This is a genomic window from Anoxybacillus andreesenii (assembly GCF_030813005.1).
Taxonomy (GTDB): Bacteria; Bacillota; Bacilli; order Bacillales; family Cytobacillaceae; genus Robertmurraya; species Robertmurraya andreesenii.
In genome coordinates this window covers 324,998-349,418 of record NZ_JAUSTU010000002.1, presented here as the reverse complement: position 1 = coordinate 349,418, position 24,421 = coordinate 324,998, and the positions used below count along the sequence as shown (strand labels likewise).

The following is a 24,421-nucleotide window of genomic DNA, read 5'->3' as shown; positions in this document are numbered from 1 at the left end:
TTAGCGAGGTACCAAATACCCATGATACTCAAGGAATGATAGAAACGGCAAGGTCCTAGTAATTTGTCTTTTCAACACTAAATAGCGAAGAGCCAATAGTTAACTATGGGGGGAAATACAATGAAAACTATTATGTTAGTATGTTCAGCAGGAATGAGTACAAGTCTGTTAGTATCCAAAATGCAAAAAGCGGCGGAGGCTAAAAATATCGCAGCGGATATTTTTGCCGTTTCTGCTTCGGAAGCTGATGGTATGTTGAATAAGAAGAATGTTGATGTACTATTACTTGGTCCACAGGTTCGTTATATGAAGCCACAGTTTGAAAAGAAATTACAAGGAATGAACATTCCAGTTGACTCCATCAATATGCAGTACTATGGGATGATGAACGGTGAGAAGGTTTTAGAAGAAGCCTTAAAACTGATTGATAATAAATAATCAATTTTTGGAATCTTGTAGGGCAGAACTTAAGTGTGAATCCAGAAGGATGTGTAGTTAGGATGATTGATGAAGGTTTAGACATGATTGCTTTTCAAATTATTAGCAATGTCGGCTCAGCAAAAAGCTTAGCAATGGAAGCCCTTTATGCAGCAAAGGAAGGGGATTTTGCTCTGGCGGAAGAAAAATTAGCAGAATCCAAAAAGTATTTTGTTGAAGGACATAAAGAACATGCTTCCTTAATTCAAAAAGAAGCTGCCGGAGACAAAGTCGGATTTTCCTTACTTCTTATGCATGCGGAAGATCAATTAATGAGTACGGAAACCATTGCTGAATTAGTTAAAGAAATGATTGAAATGTATAAGCGGTTTGGGAAATAACTTATTTTTAAAAAAGGATCATTTCGTAATGGTCCTTTTTTATCATACAAAATGGTAAAGGATGCAGGAGGGAGCATGTATGAAAAAAGGCCTTAAGATTGCGACCATTGGCGGCGGTTCCAGTTATACTCCAGAATTAATTGAAGGTTTTATTAAATGTTATGATGAATTACCTGTGTCAGAAATTTGGTTGGTTGATATAGAAGAAGGGCAAGAAAAATTGGATATTGTCGGTAATCTGGCGAAACGTATGATTAAAAAGTCGGGTTTACCGATTGATGTCCATTTAACATTAGACCGTAGAGCGGCGTTAAAAGACGCGGATTTTGTTACAACCCAATTACGTGTTGGCTTACTGGATGCGCGGGCAAAGGATGAGCGGATTCCATTAAAATATGGTGTATTAGGCCAGGAAACGAATGGGCCTGGTGGATTATTTAAAGGATTGCGGACGATACCCGTTATTTTGGATATATGCAAAGACATGGAGGAGCTGTGCCCAGACGCATGGCTAATTAACTTTACAAACCCAGCTGGAATGGTGACAGAGGCAGTATTAAGATACGCAAATATTAATAAGGTAGTAGGACTATGTAATGTTCCAATTGGGATGGAAAGGGCCGTTGCTAGCCTATTAGATGTAGAACATGCTAGAGTTAGAATCGATTTCGCTGGACTAAATCATATGGTGTATGGACTAGATATCTATTTAGATGGTGTTAGTGTAAAAGATAAAGTCATAGAAATGGTAACAGACCTTGATGATAATGGTCTTGTAAAAAATATTCAAGGGATGGAATGGGAACCTGAATTTCTCAAAGCCCTAAATGTAATTCCTTGTTATTATCATAACTATTATTACAAATCGAGGGAAACCTTTGAAAAAGTCAAACAAGAGGCTGAAGCTGAAGGAACACGTGCCGAGGCTGTTCATCAGCTTGAAAAGGATCTTTTTGAATTATACAAGGATCCAAACCTGGATGTGAAACCACCGCAATTAGAAAAACGAGGCGGCGCTTATTATTCTGATGCAGCTGTACGGCTGATTTCCAGTATTTATAATGATAAAAGAGATATTCAACCAGTTAATACGAGAAATAATGGGGCTATTGCAAGTATTCCTAACGATTCAGCTGTTGAAATCAGCTGCATCATCACAAAGGATGGTCCAAAACCAATCGCAATCGGTGATTTACCGGTAGCAGTGCGTGGGCTTGTACAACAAATTAAATCATTTGAACGAATTGCCGCAGAAGCAGCGGTAACAGGGGACCGTAATCTCGCAATTTTAGCATTAACCATTCATCCATTAGTAGCATCGGATTCATTGGCAAAACAAATGGTTGATGAAATGCTAGAAGCTCATAGGAGGTACCTTCCGCAGTTTTTTAGTGAGTAGTCTATCCTAACTGCAAAGTAGAGAGGTTCCTCCTAAAATGATAGAACATTTGGAATAATATTATATTAACAAAGCGTATTGACACCATTATTTATCTTCTGGTAGATTACCTTTAATTAATAAAAATCAGTGACGAGAAAGAGTAAGAAAAGAATTCTGTTCCATAGAGAGTCGGCGCTTGGTGAAAGTCGATGAACACATCTTTCTGAAAATCATCTCCGAGATGCAAAGCTGAAATGAGTAAGCTTTGACGGATTTCCGCCGTTACACTGGAACACGTATAACCGTACGTTGACTGGAGAGCCGAATGTTTCATTTTATGAAACGGACGGAATATGGGTGGTAACGCGAGCACAAAACTCGTCCCTATTTTAGGGGCGGGTTTTCTTTTTTTAGGTGGTACAAATAGGAATACCTATTTGTACCGAATTTAAACTATTATTCCAAGATGATGTCTAGAAGCGGAGGCTCTATGGGTATGAAAAATCTAATTATTGTTGTTGGTTCGTTTATCGTAGCATTTGCCTTTAATTTCTTCCTTGTACCATACGGGATTTTGAGTAGTGGGATAAGTGGTATTGCGATTTTGATTGGGCTAATTACACCATTTGATATCGGTTTAATGAATCTTTTGCTTAATCTGCCCTTAATCATTTTGGGATACTTTAAGCTTGGAAAGTTAATTACCATCAATACATTGGTTTGTGTTGTGTCGCTCTCTGGTTTCCTTGCCCTTTTACCAACGGTTCCCGCGACAGATAATATTCTACTGTCGACGATTTTTGGTGGCATCATAGGTGGAATTGGAGTTGGGGTTATTCTGAGGTATTCTGGCACCTCTGGTGGTCTGGATATAATTGCGATTATCTTATCACGGACAAGCAATATTAGTGTGGGCCTATTACTCACAGCTATGAATGGAATTATCGTTCTTATTTCTGGGGCTGCTTTCGACTGGAATATTGCCTTATATACATTATTGTCGATTTATTTGACGGGAAAAGTCATTGATACCATTCACACGGACCACATAAAACTAACGATGCAGATCGTGACGACCAAAGGAGAGCAAATCCGTAAGGAGCTACTCGAGTCCGTCTATCGTGGCATCACGATCACAGATGGGTATGGGGGCTATACCAAAGAAAAGAAACAGATTCTAATGATGGTTGTAACACGTTATGAAACCATGCAAATCAGAAAAATTGTCCGTAGCCATGATGAAAATGCCTTTATTAATATATTTGAGACAATTGAAGTAGATGGGGAATTTGCTAAAAACTAAGAAGAGTTATGTATACGAGCGGCCATGATGGATATACGACCATAGAATCCGTTATTTTGCTAAAAGGTCCTGTCTAAGCTTAATAACGGATCCATGGTTCGATAAAAATTCAAATGAACGATTTGAAAAAAACCTCTATTTCGAGGTTCTGTTCATATAAAATGAAAGTCTAATAACCTCTAACAAGTTTATTGCGAATCTTATTTGATAAAAATTCGACGATTAAGATTAATACCATCAATCCGATGAGGATAGAACCAACCTCAGACCATTTATAGCCGTTCATGGCGAAAATAAGTGGAGCACCAATACCGCCTGCACCAACTAATCCAAGGATTGCCGCATCGCGCAAATTCATGTCATAACGATAAATGGCGATAGACATGAACATAGCTGATAATTGCGGGATAATGCCATATCGAATTTTCTCAAAGGTTGTACACCCAATTGACTCGAGTGACTCCAATATATTAACCTCTAAATCTTCAATCACATCTACAAAAAGCTTAGAAAGCATTCCAATCGAAGTTAATGCCATCGTTAAAACACCAGCAAATGGACCTGGACCAGTGACACGAATAAACATTAAACCATATACGATTGCTGGAATGGTTCGAATAAAAATTAATAATAATCGAACGAGAAAAGCAATGGGCTTTGGAACAATGTTAGACGCGGATAAGAAAGCAAGAGGGATGGCTAAGATGGCACCTACAATAGTTCCTAAGAAAGCAATAGCCATTGTCTCAACCAACAAATAAGGAACGCCATTTTTACTAAATGTGAATAGCAATTCCGTACTCGGTGTTACAATTCCAACGATAATATTTTTGGCAATGTCTACGCCCTTAGTCGTGAAATTGGATAAATCGACGGCGGTTAAAGACCACATGATAAAGATGATTAAAATTAAAGCGGTGATCACATTTTGGACGGTACGCTTCGGTTCTTTTAATAGTTGTTTTTCAATTGTATTCACTGTGATCACCTCCTACATTAATTTCTTTCTGAAATATTCGCTAATCGATTCAATAATAAATACCGTGATGACGAGCAGAAGCAAAATCATCCCAACATTAGCATAATTACGCCAACCAAGGCTTTCATTAAGCAATAGACCAATACCGCCCGCACCGACATAACCTAAAATAGCGGCATATCGGACATTTCCTTCAAAGCAAAAAATAGAATTAGACAGATAGTTTGGCAAAATTTGCGGGAAAATAGCATAACGAAATGCTGAAATGGAGGTATGTCCCATCGATTGCATGGCTTCAAAAGCCTTTAGATCGGCATTTTCGATTTGCTCATATAGAAGTTTCCCAACATAGGCAACTGTAAAAATGAAAATGGCCACTGTACCTGCCATCGTGCCAATACCAAAGATAAAGGTTGCGATTAAGGCAGCAACGAGGGTAGGCAATGTCCTTAATAAGCTTAAAATAAATTTACTTACAGCTACAACAAGCTGGTTCTTTATCATATTGGAAGAGGCTAAGTATGCAAGTGGTAACGCAAATATAGCTCCTAAAATGGAACCTAATAAGGACATTTTAATCGTGTCAAAGAGAGGTTGCCAAAGCTTATTAAGATATTTCCAATTAGGTGGAATCATATCGCCAATAATGACCCAAAACTGTTCGATTCTCTTGAACAAAACCTGCAAATCAAAACCGGTTATGTGAACCGAATAATAGAGGCAGATGAGTAAGCCAATAATAATCCAAGGAGCCTTTGAACGTTTAAAAGTAACGGTTTTCCCGTTTTTCAACATGACGGACTTTGCTTTTAAAATGTTCAATTCGCGCTCAGCTCCTCTTCAAGCTTGCCGTTATATATGTGCTCAAGAATCTCTTTGGTTACTTCACTGGAAGGGCCGTCATAGACAATTTCACCACTTCGAATTCCGACCACACGAGTTGCGTATTCTAACGCCAAATCTACGTGGTGAATATTGATAATAATCGTCATATTCAATTCTTCATTTATTTTTTGAAAGTCTTTCATTACTTGGGTCGCAGTGACTGGATCAAGGGATGCAACTGGTTCATCGGCTAGAATAATGCTTGGCTTTTGCGCAAGGGTACGAGCTAATGCAACCCGTTGCTGCTGACCGCCTGAAAGCTGATCGACACGGATAAAAGCTTTATCTAAAATATTCATGCGATCAAGAGCCTCTAAAGCTTTTATTTTCTGCTCTTTTGTATATAATCCAAAAATTTTCCGCCAAAATGGCATTTCAGGTACAAATGAAACAAGAACATTTTTTAATGAAGAAATACGCGAAACAAGGTTAAACGATTGGAAAATCATTCCGATCCTCCGACGTAGGTTCCGAATTTCTTTCCCTCTTAATTTTGAGACATCAACATCATCCACCATTAGAGAACCAGACGAAATATCGTGCATCCGATTGATACAACGGATAAGCGTAGACTTACCTGCACCCGATAATCCGATAACCGCAACAAATTCGCCCTGTTCAATTGTCAAATCAATATCCTTTAACGCAACAAAGCCATTGTCATATTCTTTGTGTACACCTTGGAATTTAATCATGCATAAACCTACCTTTACTTAAAAAAAGGGAACACATAGCATGTTCCCTCCTATTTCATTGTATTTAGTTAGAGCTCAGTTCTTGAACTAACTCTTGGGCTTTACGCTCATTATCATAATTAGAATCTTTTGCGATTTCATAGCCATCGTGACTATAAATAGCGATTACTTTTTTACCTTCTTCAGATTGACCGATATTGATGAATGCTTTTTGTAGGGCAGCCTTCAAATCATCATCCATAATGTCTGAGTTTTTGCTCACACTAATGGTATCATTGTAAATGGCTGGCATTACACCAATGACATCTGTCTCATCCCAAATGGAAGCAGAACGTTTAAATTCAGAAGTCCATAGATCCGCAAAGTCAGTACGGGCATCCGCATAAGTAACAAGTACGTCTGCTTGACCTGAAGCTAGGCGTGCAAATGCACTTGGATAGGAATCTGCTTGAACCACTTTAGATAGATCTGTAATCGTTTTTCCAAAGTTCTCATTCAACCATAATGCTGGATAAATGTAACCAGCTGGAGAAGAAGTAGACATAACATTCCAATTTGCACTGTCTAAGTCTTTAAACGTAAGTTTTTCTCCCTTATTTACTTTTGCAGCAAGCTCTCTTCCCTTTTCTGATGGACCGGCGATTAATAGCGCACGATAAGAGACTGCTTGTTTATCAGATTTCGCTGTAGGCTTGTTCTTATTCCAATCTGCTGGATTGTCAGAATCATTGTTTAATCCAGCACGAGTAGCTGTTAAAATAGCCTCTGCACCATCATCATATAGCACATATGTACCACCAGGAATTAAGCCGATATCTGTTGTACCAGCAGATAGAGCTTCACCAACAGCTTCAAAGTTTGTTCCGACTGTGATTTCAACCTTACCCACATCATATCCTAAACCTTTTAATTCCTTTTTTAATAAGCCTTTAAGTGGCTCAGTTGCAGTAATGATTTCGTCTGGATCACGAGAAGGGACGAAAGCGATTGAAAGTTTTTCTAATTTCTTTCCAGCAGCATTATCACTGCCTTTGTCATCAGATTTGCTATCATTTGAACCACATGCAGCAAGGGAAATGCTCAATAATAAAATAAGCATTAAAGAAAATAATTTTTTCATGACTGACCTCCTATAGTTTGCAATACTAGACTAGTATAATTTAATTTTGTTAAAATCGTAAATAAATATATGTTATTTTATTGTAAAAACTTTTTAAAATAGTTTTGAAACCATTACCTACTGAGGTGTACGATGAAAAAAATCTCTGTTTTAGTTACTAGTGATGTTCATGGATATATAATGCCAACTGACTTTTCAGGTGATGTTGACCTGCCATTAGGATTAGGGAAGCTTGCAACGGCAATTGATGAAGAGAGAAAACGCGGGAGTGTTCTGTTAATAGAAAATGGGGATTTTATTCAAGGAAGTCCCTTAACTTACTATGAACAGACTTTTAAAAAGGGAACACATAATACCGTGATAGGTTTGGCCAATGCCATGAAATACGATATGGCAGTATTTGGCAATCACGAATTTAATTTCGGATTACCCGTATTAAATAAAGTGATTGAGGAGTCTAATTACCCATGGCTTGCCGCCAATATAAAACGGGAGGACGGGACATATTTCACTCAACCCTATGTTATAAAAGAAATAGATGGTATTACCATTGCTGTTGTAGGAGTGACAACACAGTTTGTTCCTGTATGGGAAGAGTCAGAAAGGATTCAAGGTCTTATTTTCGAGGATGCCTTTGAAGCGGCTAAAAGGGAAGTTGAATGGTTACATGCTAATCATCAAATAGATGTCATGATGATCGCCTATCATGGTGGCTTTGAGGTAGATTTAACAACAGGAGAATTGCTTGAGAATTCTAGGGAAAATGTCGGTTATCAAATATGTAAGGAGATTGAAGGCGTCGATGTGGTCATTACGGGCCATCAACATCGTGAGCTGGCCCAGCATTTATTTGGAAAGGCCATTGTGCAGCCTGGTACGAAAGGGGTTTGCCTAGGCAAAATTGAACTGACGATCAATGATAGTGGGAAACTTGAACATTGTGAGCCTTCCCTAATCTACATGGATAATGTTGCCTTAAATGAAACGGTTAAAAACTTAATTGCTCCGATTCATGATGAAACAGAGAATTGGCTTGATCAAAGCATTGGCAGGATTGAAGGTGATATGCTCATTGACAGTACATTTGATGCAAGGTTAAAAGGGCATCCCTATGTTGAATTCATCAACCATGTTCAAAAAAAGTGTGCAGGTACCTCCATATCATGTATGGCGATTTTTAATGATATTTGTAGAGGATTTAATCCGATTGTAACCATGCGTGACATCGTAACAAATTACATTTATCCCAATACATTGAAGGTATTAGAGGTAAAGGGTCGATATATTGTGGAAGCACTTGAGCAATCTGCTACATATTTTAAATTGGAAGATGGGAAACCAGTGATTTCGGAAGCATTTCAAACACCGAAAGAGCAGCCCTATAATCATGATCTTTGGAGTGGCATTGATTACACCATTGATTTACGTAACCCTGAAGGAGAACGTGTCATAGATGTTCGCTATAACGGGGAACCTTTACAGCTAGATGAATCATATGAGGTGGTTATGAATAATTACCGAGCAACAGGCGCGGGCAATTTTGATTACTTTAAGGATTGCCGCGTTGTGAAAGATATTCAAACGGACATGACGGAATTAATAGCAGATTATTTCATAAACCATGAGACCGTCCATGCACAGCCAATGAAAAATATGAAAATCCTATATTAAGACTTTTTTCCAAACTTTGTTCCAAGAATTAGGGATTATACTAAATTTTCGTAGGTGAAAATATGAAAATTTCGATCGAGGAAATAAGCAAAGAACAAGAAGAAGAAATTCTCATTCGATGTCATGAGATAGATGACGAAGTATATGATATTGTGGACAAGCTAAAAACTGAAGACTTGGTTATACTGGGATATCAAAAAGAGCAGGTCTATCGAATGAAGCTTAGTGATATCTACTATTTCGAGGCGGTGGACGGGAAGGTTTTTAGCTACTGCAAAGACAGCGTTTTTGAGGTAAAACAAAAGCTATATGAGCTAGAGGGACTGTGTGAGGGGAAGAACTGTTTTCGGGCATCTAAATCAACAATCATAAACATCACCAAAATTTCATCTATCTATCCCTCCTTAAGTGGCCGATTCGAAGCAGTGCTAGATAATGGGGAACGTGCTGTGATTTCAAGGCAGTACGTCCCTGTCCTGAAAAAAATGCTGGGATTGTAAGAGGAGGGATCATTGATGAAGCTTTCTGAATATGTACAAGAGATAGTGAAGGATATCTTAATTATCTTCGCATTAATTGTTATCATGATTACGATATTACGACAAATATATTATCCCGATCTGGCTTTTGATTTAAAGACGATTTATATATTTCTGGCTTTTGCATTTTTAAGTGGATTAACCGAATTGATTTTGTACGCTCCTAAAGAGATAAGTGAGAAGAAAATGCGAATGAAATTGTTCATTCACTTTCTTACTTTGGAGATTCTATTGATTAGCCTTAGCAGTATCTTAGGCATTGTAAACAGTGTACAGGGAGTGATCATTCTTGCTGTGCAAATTGCGATCATCTATATTCTCGTTCGTGTGCTGTCATGGCAAAAGGATAAAAAGGATGCCCAAAAAATCAATGAAAAGCTAAAGGCATTAAAGAGTGATGATTGATCTTATGAAGGTAGCAATTGTTTAGAAGGCGGTAAGCGATCGTGCTTACTGCTTTTTTTTTGCATCTTACCATCCTGTAGTTACAACTTACCGTTTTTCTATATCCTTCCTTTTAGTTATTTATTATGATGTATTCATAGAAAATATTTAAGAAAGAAGGCGTATCTCCTTGGGAACTTTAATTTTATTGATCATGATCATTTTTGAAATAACTTTCTCTATATACTGTATGGGTACAAAACAACATCACAAAAAACTCAAGAACTGGTTTAGGATTGCTATATTTATAGCATTTGTCACACTTACCGTTACATCGGTGATTGAGTGGAGCTTCCGCTGGTTTCTACTGGCCATACTGCTCTTCATACTCGCATTAAAGGGAACCATTTCTCTTATCCGTAACAAAAATAAAACTAAACCATTTAGCACTTTTACCGTTGTGTGGAAAACGATGTTGCTGAGTTTGGTGTTCGTATTTGCACTGGCACCAGCCATTGTTTTTCCACAGTATGAATCACCGAAAGCAACAGGGAAATATGAAGTGGCAACCGCCAGTTCTACATATACAGACAAAAGCCGTATAGAGGAATTTGGTGACAAGGAACAAAATCGAGTGGTCAATGTGGAATTTTGGTATCCCAAAAACACCGATGGAAATTATCCTTTATTGGTGTTCTCTCATGGTGCATTCGGTATTAAGGCAAGCAATACCTCTACCTATGAAAAGCTTGCAAGCGAAGGTTATGTTGTTTGCTCTATCGATCACCCCTATCATTCCTTCTATACTCGTTCAGAGGATGGAACGGTCGCTTTGATTAATATGGATTACAACCGAGAAGTCAACAATGCCAATAAGGATGGGAACTACACGAAGGAAGAATTCTATGGTCTAATTCAAAAATGGATGAAACTGCGAACGGATGATATGAACTTTGTCATTGATACAATCCTAACAAAGGCAAGTAGTGATAATAACCCTATCTATCAACTTATCGATCCGGACAAAATTGGTGTATTTGGTCATTCAATGGGTGGCGCTGCAAGTGTTTGGTTAGGTAGAGAGCGTGATGATATAGATGCTGTTGTCAATATAGATGCTCCGTTCTTCAGTGAGCTTGTTTATCAGAAAGACATAGATGATTTTGTACCGAAGGATGAAGACTTCACGATTCCCCTTCTTAATATTTATTCTGACGATGTGTGGAGACAGCTTGGGAGCAACTCTACTTATGTAGCGAACAAACTAGATAATAACCATTTCAAGGAAGCCTATACGGTTCATTTCCAAGGAGCAAAGCATCTAAGTCTGACCGACTTACCGCTAGTCTCACCGATCCTTGCCAATACTTTGCAGGGAGGAAAAGCAGACATTGACCCAAATTATTGTATAGAAACGGAGAATGAGTTAATTCTTAAATTCTTTGACTATCAATTAAAGGGTATTGGGGAGCTAGATTACAAAGAGACTTATTGACTAGAAGCTAATGGCAAGTTTTTCTACTAGAAAATTCGAAAAAAGGCAGATGAAAGGGAAAGTTGTCCTTTTGTCTGCTTTTTTCATTCTAGATATCTATTTATCTATAAATGATTGGTAGTTTCTTCCTAAATATTTTATTAAAAAACACTCTTAAAAATGAGGTAATTCACCTAAAGGAGTTTTGCTAGATTTCTCTAATATGTTTGGGTATAAGAATTTTCAGAAAATGGATCCCTTCAAGCCATAGGAGGTGCGCGGGTTTGAGAGAAGGGTAGCGGATTCTTATAAAACCGAACAGAGAGGGAGAATCGAGGAATGAGGAGATATTTTTCTAGAGTGTTTCTTATTCTAGTCGCTTTTGCACTGATTTTTTCTACATTTGGTCTTAATGCATCAGCAAAGGGAGGAAAAACCCAAACGAAGCTTACCGAAATTCCGATAGCTGAGTTACATGGTGATATTGAACTCTCATCAAGCAGGCCAACGACGGTCATTGTAGAGCTCAAAGAAGAGTCTATCATAGAGGCGAAACATAAGGGGAAAAAGCAAACAAAGGCAAAACTGAAAACCGAAAGAGATAAAGTGATTCAATCATTAAAAAAGGCAGTGAAGGCTGCTGATGTGAATAGGGAGTATGACTATGTATTCTCCGGCTTCTCGGTAGATCTCCCGGCTAATGAAATCATGAAGTTATTAGCCGTCTCCGGAGTAAAAGCTGTTTATCCGAATATAGAATATCAAGCGGATGTTGTAACGAAGAAGGAAATTTCTACAGAGGAATTTAGTCCGAATATGATGAATAGTGCTCCATTTATTGGTGCAAACAAAGCATGGGAAACAGGTTATACAGGAAAGGGAGTAACGGTAGCCGTTATTGATACAGGAGCGGATTATACCCACCCGGATTTAGCCCATGCATTTGGAAGTTACAAGGGCTGGGATTTTGTAGATAATGATGCAGACCCACAGGAAACGCCAAAAGGGGATCCTCGCGGGGAGGAAACCGATCATGGTACCCATGTTTCTGGTACCATTGCAGCGAATGGGCAAATTAAAGGGATCGCACCAGAGGCCACTCTTTTAGCCTATCGTGTACTTGGACCTGATGGTAGGGGTTCGACGGAAAATGTTGTTGCTGGGATTGAACGAGCGGTTCAAGACGGTGCGGACATTATGAATCTATCATTGGGTAATACATTGAACAACCCTGATTGGGCAACCTCAATCGCTATGGATTGGGCAATGGCTGAAGGGGTCGTGGCGGTAACTTCCAACGGTAATTCTGGACCAAATAACTGGACTGTTGGATCGCCAGGTACCTCCCGTGAGGCCATTTCTGTAGGTGCTACACGTCTACCATACAATGTCTATACTTCCATCCTTTCTACCTCTAATGGTGTAGTTTATCCAAGTGCAAAGGTCATGGGCTTCCCTACGGATGAAGAATTATTAGTTTTGAATAAAGGAGAATATGAGTTTGTCTATGCAGGACTAGGAAAACCAAGTGATTTTGAGGGGAAGGATTTTAAAGGGAAAATTGCCTTAATGAGCCGTGGAGAATTAGCCTTTGTTGATAAGGCTGAAAATGCGAAGGCAGCTGGTGCGATTGGTGCGATTATTTTTAATAATGTGTCAGGAGAACAGCCAGATGTTCCAGGAATGGCTGTCCCAACGATTAAAACCACCCTTTCTGATGGACAGAAGCTTCTAGCAGAGCTAGAAAAAGGAAATAACAAGGTTTCCTTTGATATTAAATTTGATAAATCTGTGGAAGAAACAATGGCTGATTTCTCTTCAAGAGGCCCGGTTGCCTTAACTTGGATGATTAAGCCAGATGTCTCTGCTCCTGGTGTCAACATCGTGAGCACGATTCCAACACATGATCCATCAAATCCGCATGGTTATGCAGCATTCCAAGGAACAAGCATGGCTTCCCCACATGTGGCAGGAGCAGCGGCTCTATTATTACAAAAGAACCCTAATTGGGGGACCCAGGATATAAAGGCTGCACTCATGAACACGGCAGTTGATGTCATAGATCCGGAAACAGGGAACGTATATCCACATAATACGCAAGGTGCAGGCAGCATTCGTGTTGTAGAAGCATTGGCTACAGATACACTTGTTACCCCTGGAAGTCATTCTTTTGGAAAGTTTGTGAAGGCTAACGGGAAGCAGGTTGAAAAGCAAGGCTTTGAAATTAAGAACCTGTCAAAAGAAAGAAAGACCTATAGCTTCGATGTGGAGTTTGAAGGAAATCCAGATGGAATTAAGGTGATGCTAAGTAACAACTTAAAGGTAAATGCAGGGAAATCCCAGATGGTGAACTTTAATGTTCAGGTAGACTCCTCAAAATTAAACCCTGGTTATTATGAGGGGATGATCCTTGTAAATGACGGGAAACAAGAAATTTCCGTTCCGACTATCCTATTTGTCGGAGAACCAGATTATCCTCGCGTATCCGGTGCATTTATGGATAAGGCCCCTAATGGCTACTATATAGGCTCCTATTTACCGGGTGGAGCGGAGGTGTTAGAGTATGATCTCTATGCTCTTGCACCAGGAAATACAATAGGTGGATATGTAGATACATTAGGTTCATTTACAAATATTCCATCCCCAATCCATGAATTCGAGTGGGATGGTACCGTACAAAATGGTATCCCTCTACCTAACGGAGACTGGGTACTGGCTGTATATGTGGAAAGGTTGGGTGTTACGGAATACAAGGCTTTTCTCGTAACGAAAGAATAATATAGAAAAAAATCGGGGAAAGAAACGGTCTAGAGTGGTCACACTTTGAGACTGGATTCTTTCCCTTTTCAGTCCGCAGTTTCTTATTTAATATAAGTCAATAAACTCAGCGAATTTTGAAAATGCATTAAAAAGGAAATAATATAAGAATAGTATTTTTCTATTCCATGGTTGACAGATTGTGTAGAGGGAGGTAACCTAAATAATATAATTTATGAATTGAATATGTTAACCTCACTTTATTTAGTGAGGTAGAGGCGCGGTATTTAACAGTCTCTAGCGGAGCCCCGAGAACGCTATGATTCTAGAGAGAAGGAAATGTCGCCGAAGTGTGTAATATTCTCAATATTGCATGCTGGGCCTGCAGTTAAGAGCTGCAGGACTGTCTCAGTGAACTTCCCAGGTTTGCTGAGTTGTGCTATCTCATTAAGGGAAAAGAGAGGGACTTTAGGGCAATTATACATGCGACCTGAGTTTGATCTCAGGTCGTTTTTTTGTTGTCTAAAAAAAGAATCAAGAAAAACAGGGGGAAAATGCCATGCGAAAACAAGTTTTATTATTAATAGGATTATTATTCTCAAGTATTATTTTACTTTCTGCTTGTGGGACAAGTGAAGATGGAAATACGTCTGGTTCCGCAAGCGAGGATACATTTAAGGTTGGACTTGAGGCTGGATATGCCCCATTTAACTGGACTCAAAATGATGACGCAAATGGTGGGGTAAAAATTAATGGCACTTCCGAATATGCAGGCGGCTATGATGTCGAAATCGCCAAAAAAATTGCCGAGGGCTTAGGGAAGAAGCTTGTGATTGTGAAAACAGAATGGGATGGGCTCGTACCAGCCTTAACATCTGGAAAAATAGATGCCATTATTGCAGGAATGTCTCCGACTGCGGAACGAAAGGAAACCATCGATTTCTCAGATAACTACTATAATTCAAATCTAGTCATGGTTGTGAAAAAAGGTGGAAAATATGAAGGGGCCACGTCGATTCAGGATTTCAAAGGCGCAAAAGTAACGGCGCAATTAAATACATTCCATTATTCCGTCATTGATCAAATTAAAGGAGTATCAAAAGAGACCGCCATGGATAATTTCCCTGCCATGAGGGTAGCACTTGAATCGGGAATCATAGATGGCTATGTTACAGAACGACCTGAAGCAGTTAGTGCTTCTACAGCGAATGGAAAATTTGCCATGGTTGAATTTAAAGATGGATTTAAGACTTCACCTGACGATACGGCCATTGCTGTGGGAACTAAAAAAGGCAGTGACTTAACAGAGAAAATCAATGAAATCCTGAAGGGAATTTCCGAGAAAGAACGTACCGAAATTATGGATACAGCGATTAAAAATCAACCTGCTGCAAAATAAGCAAACAGCACTAAAGGATAAAGCCGGCTGTATGTCAGAGTACAGTCGGTTTTCTGATTAGGAGGAAGAGCATGAGCTTTGAATGGATCGTAAGAATTGTATCGGAAAATTGGCCAATGTTCCTTCGCGGAGCAGGGATGACGCTCTTTATTGCGTTGATTGGAACCGTTATTGGGGCAGTCATTGGTTTGATGGCAGGGGTCATTCGTACCATTCCTATGCCCGAACGGGGCCCAAAAAAGCTAGTATTGAAGATCATTAATATCATTCTATCTATTTATATCGAGTTTTTCCGTGGAACACCTATGATTGTTCAAGCAATGGTGATCTATTACGGCTCAGCGTTGGCCTTTAATATCGATATGAATGTGATGCTAGCCGCTGTTATTGTCGTTTCTATTAATACGGGGGCCTATATGGCAGAAATTGTTCGCGGTGGGATCGTTTCTATTGACAAAGGACAATATGAAGCAGCTCAAGCGATTGGAATGAATCATTTTCAAACAATGACAAATGTGGTATTGCCACAAGTAATCAGAAATATTTTGCCTGCAACAGGGAATCAATTTGTCATCAATATTAAGGATACTTCTGTATTAAATGTCATTTCCGTTTCCGAGCTCTATTTCTTAACGAAATCCGTAGCCGGAAATAATTTTAGATATTTTGAGTCATTCTTTGTGGCTTGTATGATTTATTTTGTCATGACGTTTGCAGTGACAAGAATCCTGCTCTATTTTGAGAGAAAGCTGGATGGTCCAGATAATTACACAGTGCTCAATGAGGAATTAGAGCCTAAGAAGATATGAGGAGGACTGGGTATGGAAAAGGTAATTGAAGTTCAGCATTTAAATAAATCCTTTGGGGCCCATGAGGTTTTAAAGGATATTGATTTTTCCGTCCATAAAGGTGAAGTAGTCAGTATTATTGGTTCCTCCGGTTCGGGCAAATCCACTCTGCTTCGCTGTATTAATCTTTTGGAGAAACCTGGTGGTGGCCAAATTATGTTTCATGGAGAAAATATCCTAGATGATCGCCATGATATTTTTGCTTATCGTCAAAAGCTAGGCATGGTCTTTCAGCAATTCAACTTATTTGAGAACCATAATGTTCTTAAGAACTGTGTTGTGGGACAAATCAAAGTGTTAAAGCGTACAAAGGAAGAAGCGGAAAAGGTAGCGATGAAATATCTGAAAGTGGTGGGGATGGATAAATATATTTATGCCAAACCAAAGCAATTATCAGGTGGGCAAAAACAACGTGTGGCCATTGCGAGAGCACTTTCTATGGAGCCTGATGTGATGCTGTTTGATGAGCCAACATCTGCCCTTGATCCAGAAATGGTTGGAGAAGTTCTAAAGGTCATGAGGGAGCTTGCTGAAATAGGGCTTACGATGCTAATCGTTACGCATGAAATGGAATTTGCCAGAGAGGTATCCGATCGTGTAGTGTTTATGGATAAGGGGGTTATTGCTGAGGAAGGAAGCCCTGAGCAAATTTTTAACCATCCACAGCAAGAAAGAACAAAGGAATTCTTGAAACGGACTTTATCCTTGTAAAGATTGATTGTGGAATGGTGAAACCCAACATTGATGAAGGAGGAAATCTTGTGAAGTGGATTTCCAAGAAGAACAGGAAACCGGTTTTATTAATCGTTATCCTCGTGTTATTGATTGCTGGGTTCCTTGATATTAAATATGAGGGGCTATTCTATCAATTGTTACCTCATTCGGTTCAAGCATTTTTGGGTGATATTATTTAAGACCATGAAAGAGAGGACGAGAGCTATTTTGCTCTCGCCATTGGTCGACCATAGGAAGGCAAGAACAACACCTCTTAAAAATCCCCATATTAGTTCTTCTTCTTTTTTACTATACTTTTTCTCAAAGGGAATCATATAAATAATCATTAATCGGTTAAAATAAACGAGAGCGCATACACCAACTTAGAATTCACACAACTTGGAGGACTACCGTTGAAATACATCATCTCACTCATCGGTTTACTTGTTGTTTTTGGATTAGCCTATGCAGCAAGTAATAACAGAAAACACATCAAAATGAAACCGATTCTTCTTATGGTTATTATTCAATTGATATTATCTGCTTTACTCTTAAATACGACACTTGGCTTGGGATTAATTAAGGTGTTCGCTAATGTTTTTGGGAAGCTGCTTGACTATGCGGGTGAGGGGATCTCCTTCGTATTTGGAGGCATAGCCAATGAAGATCAATCCCCATTCTTTCTCAATGTCTTATTGCCAATCGTGTTCATTTCTGTCTTAATTGGGATCTTCCAATACCTGAAGATTCTACCTTTTATTATGAAGGCGATTGGTCTCTTCCTAAGTAAAATAAACGGCATGGGGAAGTTAGAATCATATAATGCAGTGGCATCGGCGATGATTGGTCAATCCGAAGTATTTATTACAGTGAAGAAGCAGCTAGGTCATTTGTCTGCTAATCGCTTATATACGCTTTGTGCATCAGCCATGTCAACCGTTTCGATGTCGATCGTTGGGGCGTACATGACGATGGTTGAACCTAGATATGTAGTCACAGCACTTGTCCTAAACTTATTTGGCGGATTTATCATTGCTTCGATTATTAATCCTTATACGGTGAAACCGGAAGAGGATCTGTTGGACATTCAGGATGAGGAAAAACAGAGCTTTTTCGAAATGTTAGGGGAATACATCCTCGATGGGTTTAAAGTAGCCGTGATTGTTGGTGCGATGTTAATTGGTTTTGTTGCCTTAATGGGCGCAATTAATAGCATTTTTGATATGATTTTTGGAATTTCCTTTCAAGAGATTTTAGGTTATATTTTTGCACCTATTGCCTTTATTATGGGTGTTCCTTTTACTGAGGTCGTCAATGCGGGTGGAATTATGGCTACGAAGCTTGTTACAAATGAGTTTGTTGCGATGATGGACTTGGCAAAAATAGCAGAATCATTTGATCCACGCACATTAGGAATTATTTCTGTTTTCCTTGTCTCTTTTGCAAACTTCTCCTCCATTGGGATCATCTCAGGTGCTGTAAAAAGCCTGAATGAAGAAAAAGGGAATATCGTCGCTAAATTTGGTTTAAAATTATTATATGGAGCGACCTTAGTGAGTGTATTATCAGCTGTCATTGTTAGTATCGTTTTATAAGTAGTTCAAAAAGCAATTTTCCATCCTTATGAAAGGGTGGAAAATTGCTTATTTCTATTTTAGGGAGGGCGTTTTTCACACAAGATTCAATTTCTATTTTCTATAATAGGAATGCTAATAATAAAAGTACTTCCCTTTCCTACTTCACTAAAAACTTGAATAGTTCCCTTGTGGATCTCCACAATCCATTTTGCAATCGCAAGTCCAAGTCCGTGCCCTCCATCTTGCCGAGTTCTTGCTTTATCTGCTCGATAGAAACGTTCAAATATTCGCCCATAATCATCTTGGTTGATTCCAATTCCTGAATCCTTCATGAATATAAGTAACTCTTTTCCTTTTACAGAAAGGGATAGCTGTGCCTCGCCTCTATTCGGAGTATATTTAATCGCATTGTCCAATAAAATATACAGCAGCTGTGTTAGCTTTTGGGAATCCCCATTAACCATTAACACATCAGGGGCATCGAAGTGAAGCTTGATTTGTTTGAATTCAGCCAGTGCTCGAACAGATTCAACGACCTCCTCGGCAATCGTGCGAAAATCAAACCATTCATTCACAAGTTCAATGGTTCCTGAGTCAGACCTAGCTAATGTCAATAAATCCCCGACTAATCCAGTCATTCGCTTCACTTCATTTTTCATATTAAACAGGAGTTTATGGGAGTAGTCCTCTTTCTCTAAATCCAATGTCATTTCCATGGCATTGATGGATGAAAGCATGACACTCAACGGTGTTCGTAATTCGTGGGAGGCATCAGCTACAAATTCTCGCTGTCTAGTGAAGGCACGTGTAATCGGGACCATTGCCTTTTTAGACATATAATAGCTAATGACAAGTGCTACTAGTGAAAACAGAATAGCTATACCTAAAAGGATGGTGGGTAGCCATTTAAAAACCTGATAGGCGAACGAGATTTCCTTCCCAATGTAAAGCATGCCGATAGCTTCTCCACGATAGGAAATGGGTTGGCTAGCAATCATTAAGCGAATCGTTTCTGTCTTTTGTACTGGGTGAAATTCATGATTTCTTCCTTTCCCGTTTAATCCTCTTTCAGAAAATTCTACCTGGAAGGTTTTTTGAAGAATTTCATTTTTACTAGGGTTCCAGTTAGAGATGGCAGTTAATAATTCTGTACGTAGATCCGGAATGAGTTCATCTCCCAGTACCAATTCTCCTGATTGGTCCACCACATAATAGAAAAATTGATCGACATCCTTGACAATGGATTCTTGATTACGAAATCTTAAACGACCTTTATGATTCTGATATCCTAAGTACTGCTCAATGTTTTTAGCCTCCTGTTTGACACTGACTTCTAGTTCGCGTTCTTGATCCTTAAAGATGGTTGCATACAATATGATATAGACAATAGCAATAAATAATAGCAGGAAAAGCATAAGCATGCCACTGTATAATAACGTTAAACGAAATTGTGTATTTTCAAATAGTCCTCTTTTTCGAAAAAGATAGTTAAAGGATGACTTTTTAGTTCCCAACTTTATACCCAACTCCCCTGATACTTTGGAGCAAATCCTGTTTTCCAAATAGGTCTAGTTTTTTACGAAGTAATTTAATGGTAGCATCAATCGTTTTCGTTGATACGTCTGCATCATAGCCCCAAATACGGTCCAAAATAACCTCTCGAGGGAGTACCTGTCCTTTATTTTGAACTAATAAATCAAGCAACTGAAATTCACGAGGGCTTAGCTGAATTTCCATTTCTCCATGAAGAATCGCCTGGCTTGTACGATTAATGACCAAACCGTGAATCGAAATCTGTTCCTCTAAAATAGGGGCATAGTTACGGCGAGTAAGAGCACGGAGACGGGCAAGAAGTTCCTCGATTTCAAAGGGCTTAATGAGGTAATCATCTGCTCCAGCATCTAATCCGTTAATGCGATCCTCAACAGCGTCCTTGGCGGTTAGCATTAAGATCGCTCCAGAATAGCTCTCACTTCGAAGCTTTCTACAAACGGAGATTCCATCCCCATTTGGCATCATCCAATCTAATATTAAGACATCATAATGGGAGGCTTTGGCATACTCGTAGGCATCCTCACCCTCCATGACCCAATCAACCTTATAGCTACCTTTCTTTTTCAGCATAAAACCAATCAATTCACCAAGCTGCAGGTCATCTTCCGCTAGTAGAATATTCATGCTAAGCACCTCTTTTTACATGATTTCTTATCTTAATATTACTTCTTTACACACCCTTAGGAAAGATGAGATAAACCAATACCACCGTAAACGTAGTTACGGTGGTAGGATGAAAAGGGGGAGTACGTTACGATACTATACTAGTAGCTCTTTTTCATTTTTTAGTTTTTCCAATTCTCTGGTTAATTCTTCGTCGTTTACAGTGGTAGACTCATCATCCACTAGCGGATTGGAAAAGCAACTCCCAGCTTGTACCTCAGCCTCCATTAATAAAATACGGTCTTCAGCACGGGCGACCTCTCTTAAAATGTTGTCTGTTTGAAAGGAGCCCGCGGCCTTCTGCATTTGCTTAATTGACTGAGCGACATTTGCACGTGATGCTAAGAGGACTTTCTTATGCTGTAATTCATGATAGGTTTGTTGAAGCTCATCTAATTTTTCTGTTAAAGTCTCAGTTTGATTCTTGATCGTTTCATATTGCTGCTCATAAAGGGCAAGCTGTTTCTCGTGGGTAAGCTTTTCCTGGACAGCTAATTTAGCAATCGTTTCTTCCCCTTGATCAATAGCTAGTTTCGCTTGACGGGTTCTTTTTTCTACTAATGCTTTTGTGTCAAGAATAAGAGATGCTTGCTTATTTTCTGCAAAAAGCTGACGTGATAAAGCCCTTTGCGCCTTTACGATTTCCTGCTCCATTTCCCTAGAGTATTCGTTCAGCATGGCAATTGGATCCTCAAGGTTATCGAGCCATCCATTGATATCCGCCTTAGCGATCCTTTTCATTCTTTTAAATATCCCCATATTAATTCCTCTCCTTTTTTGAAACTAAACTTTTTTCCCATTGATCCAACACATTTGCACTTTGGGTCGACATAGGTCTATGTGAATTCATGATAGATGTATCAATAAACTGTTGCATTGCAGTGTCCTTTGCTTTTCTTCTTAGCCATTTCATCGCTACAACGATAACAGCAATACCGAGAATCAGGATAAGTAGGAACCAAAGCCAAGAAAATCCATGATGCTGGTAGCCCATCATATGATGTGGTCCAAAACCACCAAGTGGCGAAGAGCCACCAAGTGGTCCAGAGCCACCGAGTGGTCCCATTCCCATTCCTCCTGCTCCACCATGTCCATGACGACCAGAAGCAAGCGCATGTAGACCTCCGAATAGATAGTGGATTACATGAATAACTAGAATCATGGAAGCAATCATTCCACCCCAGAAGATCCCTTTCTTTACCTTGTAATTCATTTTTTCTTACCTCCTTTCGCTCTTGATGTCTATAGATTAGTAGAGTTTGGTGAAAACTTAGTGAAAGGATCTTGGAAAGCAAAAAAAAGGCCGCCTTACTAGAAAAGTAAAGCGACCTTTGATCGTAACAACTAAAAGTTTGCAAGAGCTTCTATTAATTTCGGATTAGATAATCAAATGCACCTAAAGCTGCGGTTGCACCTGATCCCATAGAAATGATGATCTGCTTGTATGCACTGTCTGTACAGTCACCGGCTGCAAATACACCAGGGATACTTGTTGCTCCATGCTTATCAACAACAATCTCACCCATGCGATTGCGCTCAATCGTGTCCCCCAACCAGTCTGTATTTGGAACAAGACCAATTTGAACGAACACACCTTGTAAATCAACATGATGCTCTTCACCTGTGGCGCGGTCAACATAGGTAAGACCGTTAACTTTATCTGTACCAGTAATTTCCTTTGTTTGAGCATTTTTGATGACCGTTACATTAGGAAGACTGTTGAGACGGTCTTGGAGGACCGAGTCAGCCTTTAGCTCTGGAGCAAATTCGATCACTGTTACATGTTTCACAATCCCAGCCAAATCAATTGCTGCTTCAATACCAGAGTTACCGCCACCAATGACAGCAACGTGTTTTCCTTCAAATAATGGACCATCACAATGAGGGCAGTAGGCAACACCTTTATTCTTAAACTCTACTTCACCTGGAACGCCAATATTACGCCAGCGAGCACCTGTTGAAAGGATAACGGTTTTGCTTTTTAGTACAGCACCGCTTTCCAACTCAATTTCAATGAACTCTTTCTTTTCTAAATGTTTAGCACGCTGTAGATTCATGATATCAACATCATAATCTTTGACATGTTCTTCAAGACTTGCTGCAAGCTTAGGGCCCTCAGTATGCTTCACACTAATAAAGTTCTCAATGCCGAGCGTGTCCATGATCTGGCCGCCAAAGCGTTCAGCGACAATACCTGTACGAATGCCTTTACGAGCTGCGTAGACCGCTGCACTAGCGCCAGCAGGGCCGCCGCCAACAACGAGAACATCAAAGGGTTCTTTTTCAGAAAGCTTAGAAACGTCTTGAGTACTGCCCATCTTAGCAAGGATTTCTTCCAGTGTCATACGACCGCTGCCGAATGTTTCCCCATTTAAGAAAACAGTTGGAACTGCCATAATTCCCTTGCTTTCAACTTCCTCTTTGAAGGCAGCACCATCGATCATCGTATGGGTGACTCCAGGGTTGAGAACACTCATAATATTAAGTGCCTGAACAACATCAGGACAGTTATGACAGCTAAGGCTGACGTAAGTTTCAAAGTGATATTCACCTTTTAGGCTTTTCACTTGATCGATCACACTTTGGTCAACCTTTGGAGCACGACCGCTTACTTGTAGCAATGCTAATACAAGGGAAGTGAATTCGTGTCCAAGTGGTATACCGGAAAATACAATCCCTGTATCCTCTCCGATACGATTGATGCTAAAGCTTGGTGTTCTTTCCAAGGTTGTTCTTTCTACTTTAATCTTAGCTGACATGCTTGCTAGCTCATCAACAAGAGCAAGCATGTCATTTGATAAATCATCCGTACTTACACTGACCTTAATCAGGATATCATTCTCCATCAATTGGAGATATTGATCAAGCTGTGCTTTAATGTCTGCTTCTAATCTCATTTCAAGGACTCCTTAAATTTTCCCTACAAGATCAAGACTTGGTTTAAGTGTTTCAGAACCCTCTTTCCATTTTGCTGGGCACACTTCACCAGGATTGTTACGAACATATTGTGCAGCTTTAATTTTGTTAATAAGTGTACTTGCATCACGGCCAATGCCATCAGCATTAATTTCGATAGCTTGGATGATACCATCAGGGTCAATAATGAAAGTACCGCGGTCAGCTTGTCCTAATTCTTCAATAAATACATCAAATTGGCGAGAAAGTACATGTGCAGGGTCACCAATCATTGTGTAAGTAATTTTTCCAATTGCCTCTGATGTATCGTGCCATGCTTTATGTGTAAAATGAGAATCTCTTGAAACAGAGAACACTTCAACTCCTAGTTCTTGAAGAGCAGGATATTGATCTTGAAGATCTTCTAGCTCAGTTGGACAAACGAATGTAAAGTCTGCAGGGTAGAAGCAAACGACACTCCAATGGCCTTTTAAATCTTGTTCGGTAACCTCGATGAATTCACCGTTTTTGTAAGCTTGTGCTGTAAATGGTTGTACTTCTTTTCCAATAAGTGACATAGATAAATTCCTCCATTATAAAATTTATTAAATTATAGATTGTTGAGTACTAGTATGCCCAACTTTCCTATAATTATTATCTATTTATATTTATTATTATTTACACAATACAATTATATAGAAATAATAGTTTTTGTCAAATGAAAACTTATTGATTTCATTCGCGCCTAGCCAATAATTGGTTATG

The 24,421-nt window shown here is 39.2% G+C and carries 24 protein-coding genes, 1 riboswitch and 1 other annotated feature; of the genes, 14 read left to right on the top strand and 10 right to left on the bottom strand.

The window, feature by feature from the left end; all coding sequences use genetic code 11:
- Window positions 1–120: 120 nt before the first annotated feature.
- The 4 genes from J2S07_RS03655 to J2S07_RS03640 all read left to right on the top strand — a co-directional run bounded on the left by J2S07_RS03655 (window position 121) and on the right by J2S07_RS03640 (window position 3,502).
- Window positions 121–438 carry a PTS sugar transporter subunit IIB gene (locus J2S07_RS03655; protein WP_307149039.1) on the top strand — a complete coding sequence of 106 codons (318 nt, stop codon included), beginning with the start codon at window positions 121–123 and terminating at the stop codon, window positions 436–438.
- A gap of 62 nt (window positions 439–500) precedes the next feature.
- Window positions 501–818, top strand: coding sequence for a PTS sugar transporter subunit IIA (locus J2S07_RS03650; RefSeq protein ID WP_307149038.1), 318 nt, complete (start codon window positions 501–503; stop codon window positions 816–818).
- A gap of 79 nt (window positions 819–897) precedes the next feature.
- A complete protein-coding gene (locus tag J2S07_RS03645; protein WP_307149037.1) occupies window positions 898–2,217 on the top strand; it encodes a 6-phospho-beta-glucosidase in 1,320 nt (439 codons plus the stop codon).
- Window positions 2,218–2,337: 120 nt separating this feature from the next.
- Window positions 2,338–2,588 (top strand) — a binding site (T-box leader).
- Between the two features lie 107 nt (window positions 2,589–2,695).
- Entirely contained in the window at window positions 2,696–3,502 is an 807-nt protein-coding gene (locus tag J2S07_RS03640; RefSeq protein WP_307149036.1) for a YitT family protein, read from the top strand.
- A 169-nt stretch (window positions 3,503–3,671) separates the two neighbouring features.
- On the opposite strand, the gene phnE (J2S07_RS03635) is transcribed toward J2S07_RS03640, so the two are convergent.
- From phnE (J2S07_RS03635) to J2S07_RS03620, 4 genes are all read right to left on the bottom strand, one after another.
- On the bottom strand, window positions 3,672–4,481 hold the full coding sequence (gene phnE, locus J2S07_RS03635) for a phosphonate ABC transporter, permease protein PhnE (protein WP_307149035.1): 810 nt from the start codon (window positions 4,479–4,481) through the stop codon (window positions 3,672–3,674).
- A gap of 12 nt (window positions 4,482–4,493) precedes the next feature.
- Window positions 4,494–5,276 carry a phosphonate ABC transporter, permease protein PhnE gene (gene phnE / locus J2S07_RS03630; RefSeq protein WP_307149052.1) on the bottom strand — a complete coding sequence of 261 codons (783 nt, stop codon included), beginning with the start codon at window positions 5,274–5,276 and terminating at the stop codon, window positions 4,494–4,496.
- A gap of 23 nt (window positions 5,277–5,299) precedes the next feature.
- Window positions 5,300–6,061, bottom strand: coding sequence for a phosphonate ABC transporter ATP-binding protein (gene phnC / locus J2S07_RS03625; protein WP_307149034.1), 762 nt, complete (start codon window positions 6,059–6,061; stop codon window positions 5,300–5,302).
- A 64-nt stretch (window positions 6,062–6,125) separates the two neighbouring features.
- The gene (locus J2S07_RS03620; RefSeq protein WP_307149033.1) at window positions 6,126–7,181 is read right to left on the bottom strand and encodes a phosphate/phosphite/phosphonate ABC transporter substrate-binding protein; all 1,056 of its coding nucleotides are present in this window, start codon (window positions 7,179–7,181) and stop codon (window positions 6,126–6,128) included.
- 132 nt (window positions 7,182–7,313) lie between these two features.
- On the opposite strand from J2S07_RS03620, the gene J2S07_RS03615 reads away from it, so the two are divergent.
- From J2S07_RS03615 to J2S07_RS03570, 10 genes are all read left to right on the top strand, one after another.
- Window positions 7,314–8,852 (top strand): bifunctional metallophosphatase/5'-nucleotidase, encoded by a 1,539-nt coding sequence (locus J2S07_RS03615; RefSeq protein ID WP_307149032.1) that lies wholly within the window; start codon window positions 7,314–7,316, stop codon window positions 8,850–8,852.
- 62 nt (window positions 8,853–8,914) lie between these two features.
- Entirely contained in the window at window positions 8,915–9,352 is a 438-nt protein-coding gene (locus tag J2S07_RS03610; protein ID WP_307149031.1) for a LytTR family DNA-binding domain-containing protein, read from the top strand.
- Window positions 9,353–9,367: 15 nt separating this feature from the next.
- Window positions 9,368–9,796: a DUF3021 family protein gene (locus tag J2S07_RS03605; protein WP_307149030.1), complete on the top strand. Its 429-nt coding sequence runs from the start codon at window positions 9,368–9,370 to the stop codon at window positions 9,794–9,796.
- A 169-nt stretch (window positions 9,797–9,965) separates the two neighbouring features.
- A complete protein-coding gene (locus J2S07_RS03600) occupies window positions 9,966–11,270 on the top strand; it encodes an alpha/beta hydrolase family protein (RefSeq protein ID WP_307149029.1) in 1,305 nt (434 codons plus the stop codon).
- A gap of 318 nt (window positions 11,271–11,588) precedes the next feature.
- Entirely contained in the window at window positions 11,589–14,027 is a 2,439-nt protein-coding gene (locus J2S07_RS03595) for a S8 family serine peptidase (protein WP_307149028.1), read from the top strand.
- 244 nt (window positions 14,028–14,271) lie between these two features.
- Window positions 14,272–14,456: riboswitch (Lysine riboswitch) on the top strand.
- 109 nt (window positions 14,457–14,565) lie between these two features.
- Window positions 14,566–15,405 carry a transporter substrate-binding domain-containing protein gene (locus J2S07_RS03590; protein ID WP_307149027.1) on the top strand — a complete coding sequence of 280 codons (840 nt, stop codon included), beginning with the start codon at window positions 14,566–14,568 and terminating at the stop codon, window positions 15,403–15,405.
- A gap of 71 nt (window positions 15,406–15,476) precedes the next feature.
- A complete protein-coding gene (locus J2S07_RS03585) occupies window positions 15,477–16,214 on the top strand; it encodes an amino acid ABC transporter permease (protein ID WP_307149026.1) in 738 nt (245 codons plus the stop codon).
- Window positions 16,215–16,226: 12 nt separating this feature from the next.
- The gene (locus tag J2S07_RS03580) at window positions 16,227–16,964 is read left to right on the top strand and encodes an amino acid ABC transporter ATP-binding protein (RefSeq protein WP_307149025.1); all 738 of its coding nucleotides are present in this window, start codon (window positions 16,227–16,229) and stop codon (window positions 16,962–16,964) included.
- Between the two features lie 50 nt (window positions 16,965–17,014).
- On the top strand, window positions 17,015–17,167 hold the full coding sequence (locus J2S07_RS03575) for a hypothetical protein (protein WP_307149024.1): 153 nt from the start codon (window positions 17,015–17,017) through the stop codon (window positions 17,165–17,167).
- Window positions 17,168–17,380: 213 nt separating this feature from the next.
- Window positions 17,381–18,562: a NupC/NupG family nucleoside CNT transporter gene (locus tag J2S07_RS03570; RefSeq protein ID WP_307149023.1), complete on the top strand. Its 1,182-nt coding sequence runs from the start codon at window positions 17,381–17,383 to the stop codon at window positions 18,560–18,562.
- 86 nt (window positions 18,563–18,648) lie between these two features.
- Here the strand turns inward: J2S07_RS03570 and J2S07_RS03565 are convergent, their stop codons facing one another.
- The 6 genes from J2S07_RS03565 to ahpC form a co-directional block, all read right to left on the bottom strand.
- Window positions 18,649–20,058, bottom strand: a complete 1,410-nt coding sequence (locus J2S07_RS03565) for a sensor histidine kinase (protein ID WP_307149022.1) — start codon at window positions 20,056–20,058, stop codon at window positions 18,649–18,651.
- The gene (locus J2S07_RS03560) at window positions 20,048–20,722 is read right to left on the bottom strand and encodes a response regulator transcription factor (protein ID WP_307149021.1); all 675 of its coding nucleotides are present in this window, start codon (window positions 20,720–20,722) and stop codon (window positions 20,048–20,050) included. The genes J2S07_RS03565 and J2S07_RS03560 overlap by 11 nt, the downstream gene beginning before the upstream one ends.
- A gap of 135 nt (window positions 20,723–20,857) precedes the next feature.
- On the bottom strand, window positions 20,858–21,520 hold the full coding sequence (locus J2S07_RS03555) for a PspA/IM30 family protein (RefSeq protein WP_307149020.1): 663 nt from the start codon (window positions 21,518–21,520) through the stop codon (window positions 20,858–20,860).
- Between the two features lies 1 nt (window position 21,521).
- Window positions 21,522–21,974, bottom strand: coding sequence for a hypothetical protein (locus J2S07_RS03550; RefSeq protein WP_307149019.1), 453 nt, complete (start codon window positions 21,972–21,974; stop codon window positions 21,522–21,524).
- A 154-nt stretch (window positions 21,975–22,128) separates the two neighbouring features.
- Window positions 22,129–23,658 (bottom strand): alkyl hydroperoxide reductase subunit F, encoded by a 1,530-nt coding sequence (gene ahpF / locus J2S07_RS03545; RefSeq protein WP_307149018.1) that lies wholly within the window; start codon window positions 23,656–23,658, stop codon window positions 22,129–22,131.
- Window positions 23,659–23,670: 12 nt separating this feature from the next.
- A complete protein-coding gene (gene ahpC, locus J2S07_RS03540) occupies window positions 23,671–24,234 on the bottom strand; it encodes an alkyl hydroperoxide reductase subunit C (protein ID WP_307149017.1) in 564 nt (187 codons plus the stop codon).
- Window positions 24,235–24,421 lie beyond the last annotated feature (187 nt).

What these genes read in the sequence shown, in the direction of transcription:
- J2S07_RS03655 (WP_307149039.1), top strand. Translation starts at nt 121, where the DNA reads ATGAAAACTATTATGTTAGTATGTTCAGCAGGAATGAGTACAAGTCTG.
- J2S07_RS03650 (WP_307149038.1), top strand. Translation starts at nt 501, where the DNA reads ATGATTGATGAAGGTTTAGACATGATTGCTTTTCAAATTATTAGCAAT.
- J2S07_RS03645 (WP_307149037.1), top strand. Translation starts at nt 898, where the DNA reads ATGAAAAAAGGCCTTAAGATTGCGACCATTGGCGGCGGTTCCAGTTAT.
- J2S07_RS03640 (WP_307149036.1), top strand. Translation starts at nt 2,696, where the DNA reads ATGAAAAATCTAATTATTGTTGTTGGTTCGTTTATCGTAGCATTTGCC.
- phnE (WP_307149052.1), bottom strand. Translation starts at nt 5,276, where the DNA reads ATGTTGAAAAACGGGAAAACCGTTACTTTTAAACGTTCAAAGGCTCCT.
- phnC (WP_307149034.1), bottom strand. Translation starts at nt 6,061, where the DNA reads ATGATTAAATTCCAAGGTGTACACAAAGAATATGACAATGGCTTTGTT.
- J2S07_RS03620 (WP_307149033.1), bottom strand. Translation starts at nt 7,181, where the DNA reads ATGAAAAAATTATTTTCTTTAATGCTTATTTTATTATTGAGCATTTCC.
- J2S07_RS03615 (WP_307149032.1), top strand. Translation starts at nt 7,314, where the DNA reads ATGAAAAAAATCTCTGTTTTAGTTACTAGTGATGTTCATGGATATATA.
- J2S07_RS03610 (WP_307149031.1), top strand. Translation starts at nt 8,915, where the DNA reads ATGAAAATTTCGATCGAGGAAATAAGCAAAGAACAAGAAGAAGAAATT.
- J2S07_RS03605 (WP_307149030.1), top strand. Translation starts at nt 9,368, where the DNA reads ATGAAGCTTTCTGAATATGTACAAGAGATAGTGAAGGATATCTTAATT.
- J2S07_RS03595 (WP_307149028.1), top strand. Translation starts at nt 11,589, where the DNA reads ATGAGGAGATATTTTTCTAGAGTGTTTCTTATTCTAGTCGCTTTTGCA.
- J2S07_RS03590 (WP_307149027.1), top strand. Translation starts at nt 14,566, where the DNA reads ATGCGAAAACAAGTTTTATTATTAATAGGATTATTATTCTCAAGTATT.
- J2S07_RS03585 (WP_307149026.1), top strand. Translation starts at nt 15,477, where the DNA reads ATGAGCTTTGAATGGATCGTAAGAATTGTATCGGAAAATTGGCCAATG.
- J2S07_RS03580 (WP_307149025.1), top strand. Translation starts at nt 16,227, where the DNA reads ATGGAAAAGGTAATTGAAGTTCAGCATTTAAATAAATCCTTTGGGGCC.
- J2S07_RS03560 (WP_307149021.1), bottom strand. Translation starts at nt 20,722, where the DNA reads ATGAATATTCTACTAGCGGAAGATGACCTGCAGCTTGGTGAATTGATT.
- J2S07_RS03555 (WP_307149020.1), bottom strand. Translation starts at nt 21,520, where the DNA reads ATGGGGATATTTAAAAGAATGAAAAGGATCGCTAAGGCGGATATCAAT.
- J2S07_RS03550 (WP_307149019.1), bottom strand. Translation starts at nt 21,974, where the DNA reads ATGAATTACAAGGTAAAGAAAGGGATCTTCTGGGGTGGAATGATTGCT.
- ahpF (WP_307149018.1), bottom strand. Translation starts at nt 23,658, where the DNA reads ATGAGATTAGAAGCAGACATTAAAGCACAGCTTGATCAATATCTCCAA.
- ahpC (WP_307149017.1), bottom strand. Translation starts at nt 24,234, where the DNA reads ATGTCACTTATTGGAAAAGAAGTACAACCATTTACAGCACAAGCTTAC.